The organism is uncultured Tateyamaria sp. (assembly GCF_947503385.1).
GTDB lineage: Bacteria > Pseudomonadota > Alphaproteobacteria > Rhodobacterales > Rhodobacteraceae > Tateyamaria.
In genome coordinates this window covers 1-2,884 of the sequence record NZ_CANNDO010000022.1, presented here as the reverse complement: position 1 = coordinate 2,884, position 2,884 = coordinate 1, and the positions used below count along the sequence as shown (strand labels likewise).

Genomic DNA, 2,884 nt, shown 5'->3' with positions numbered 1-2,884 from the left:
GTGAACTCGAAATCCGACACAACCAGATCGAACTCGTAGGTGCCTTGGGTGTCGGGGGTAAAGGTCGGCATGACCGCCGCCGCATCGCTCAGAACCGCAACACTGCCCGCAGGCGCGTCGCGCACCGTCCACGCGTAGGTCAGCGCATCGGTGTTGGGGTCAAACGACTCCGATCCGTCCAGCGTGATCGTCTCACCCACAAAGGCCGAAGCCGGACTCGTGGCAACCGCCACCGGCGCCGTGTTCACCGCGTTCAGTGCAATCACCACAGGCTCGGCCTGCAAACGCGCATCCGCCACCGTCAGTTGCAACAGGTACAAACCCGTCCGATCGGGGGTAAAGGACAGCCCCTGCCCCGCCACGCTCTGCGCGCCCGGATTGGCCGGATCAATCACCGCCGCACTGTCCGCAGGCCGGTATATCAGCGCCCATTCGTAGCTGAGCGCATCACCGTTCAGATCCCCGGCATATAGCCCACCGTCCACCGTTACCGCGGTGCCCGTCGGCGCCTCGATCGCGCTACCGGCCATCGTCGCGGGACGCACATTGCCTGCGCTTGCAAAGACAGCCGCTGGTAAGGACAACAGATCGCCATCGCGTACCGTCACCTGAGTCACGGTCGCCTCCGGCCCCCCTGCCCCGTCAAACAACGTCAGCGTCGGCATCGCAAGGCCCGGATCGTTGAGCGCGCCCAAACTGTTGCCGGCAAGACCTGACACCGACCACGCATAATTCGGAATGTCCGCGACAGATGCCCCGGCATCAAGCGTCGCCACACCCGCCTCATCGGCCAGCACATCTGCACCGACAATCGCTTCGGGGCGCGTGACCGTGGTGTCGATCACAAACGTTGTAGGTACCGAACCTGCATCCGCGTCCATTACGATCAGCTGCACGACGTACAGCCCGTCCACATCGGGCGTAAAATCCGCATCCGGGCCCATGGGCGCAATCACGGCGGCCGATCCCGCAGGCGCGGCCAGAACCGACCAATCGTAGGACAACAGATCGCCGTTCAGGTCATAACTCTGCTGCCCGCTCAGGGCGACGGGCGCCCCGGCGGCAAAGGGGCCAACCGCGCTAATCCGCGCCACCGGGCGCACATTCCCGTCGCCGCTGACCACAAGCACCTGATCGCTGCTCACCCCGTCTTGATCCGTGACAGCAAGGCTCACCAGATATTCGCCCGCGCCCGTCGGCGTGATGTCAGTCAGGCCATCCTCTGCGGACAATAGACCCGCGCCCTGCCCGTCCGGCCCCAGAAGGCCGGCAAAACCGGGCGACAGCTGCGTACCATCGAGATCGGTCGATAGATAACCATCGAGCGCAAAACTTTCACCATCGCCAAGCACCAGTTGATCAAACCGCGCCGCAGCCACCGGCGCGACACTCCGCTCGGCAGTGGTTCCGCTTTCGTAGAAATCCACGCTCCGGTCGATCAGCTTGTGGCGGTCAAAGCCTGACGTATCGACGACGTTCTCCAACGTCACGGACCCGCGCCCCTCGCCCCATGTCAGGGTAAAGTCCCGCACATCCGGATTGGGCGAAATGAATGCATCTGTCAGGATATCGCCATCGTGTTCGATGAAATCGGCAAAGTGCAGCAGGTCCCACTTGTTGCGCAGCGTGTAGTGCTGGCCACGGAAGGTGAACCGCAGGATGTCGAACGTGTGTTCGTTGCCACCATCGATGTCAAAGCTGGGGATGACCACATCCTCGACCGGGTCGTTGGTGACATCGCCCAGATCAAACACAACCGTGTCCGACCCGTCATTGGGCAAAGTCTGCGTAAAGGGCCGGTTGAACCGCTCGCCCAATCCGCAGAAATCCGCGCTTTTCTCGATCAGCTTGTGGCGCGAAACGCCGCTGTTCACGACACCTTTGATGGTGAGTGCTCCACGCCCCACGCCCCAGGTGAACGTCAGATCCTTGTCGCGGCTGTTGATACCGATAAGGACATCGGTGTCGACGTCGCCGTCATGTTCGAGGAAATAGGCAAAGTGCAGGAAGTCCCACTGGCTGGACAGGCTGTAGTCCTGCCCACGGAAGATAAAGTTCACCCGGTCAAAAGTCTGTTCCCCACCCGAATCGACGTCAAAGCTTTCGATGGCAATTTCGTCCGCGGCGCCGTTGGTGACGTCTCCGATGTCAAAAGTGACGCGCGGCGATCCATCGTTCAACAGCACCGTATCGAATACCGTGCGGCAGCGATCGGCCCCCCCTTCCAGCGTGCGCGTCACGCGGTAGATAGCAGTCGCGCTGGTGCGGCCTGTCGCGTCGGTCACGGTCAGGCCCAGGTCATAGGTCCCTGCCCCGGTGAACGTCACATCCGTGTAGGGCGCATCGGGTGCTGCAAAAGTGGCGGTGCCGCCCGTTGGCGCGGCCTCTACGCTCCAGGTATAGCTCAGTGCGTCGCCGTCCACGTCGTAGGACCGGAACGCATCCAGCGTCACGTCAAGGCTGTCCGCCAGCCCCCTGCCCTGCACCACGGCAACTGGCGCAGTTCCGTCGGTGGACAGTTCCAGCGTGGTGGTTGCCAGTGGGGTCGTTGCGGCAGGATCGGCAGCGTCAAACAGGTTCAGCTCTGCCTTATATGTGCCCGGAACATCCAGCGTCACGCGGGGACGCAGCGCGCTTGGGTCCGAGAAGTCTGCGACCGATGCCGCGGGACGCGTCAGCCACGACCAATCCGCCCGCAGCGCCTGTGATCCCTCAAAGGAAAACCCGTCCGTCGGATCGAGTTGGACCGTCGCGCCGACATCCGCGGTGATGGGTCTTGCGACCTGTCCATCCGCCCAAGCCGCGCTTGAAACAACAACATAAAATGCAATAGACGCAGCAAAGCCGCGTTTGATCCAACCCAACATAAACGTCCCCACGTCCG

At 62.5% G+C, this 2,884-nt stretch carries 1 protein-coding gene; it reads right to left on the bottom strand.

The window, feature by feature from the left end; genetic code table 11:
• Positions 1–2,867, bottom strand: a 2,867-nt coding sequence (locus tag Q1A85_RS22910; protein ID WP_299695394.1) for a PKD domain-containing protein, incomplete at its 3' end; no start/stop codon positions are given.
• Positions 2,868–2,884: the final 17 nt, after the last annotated feature.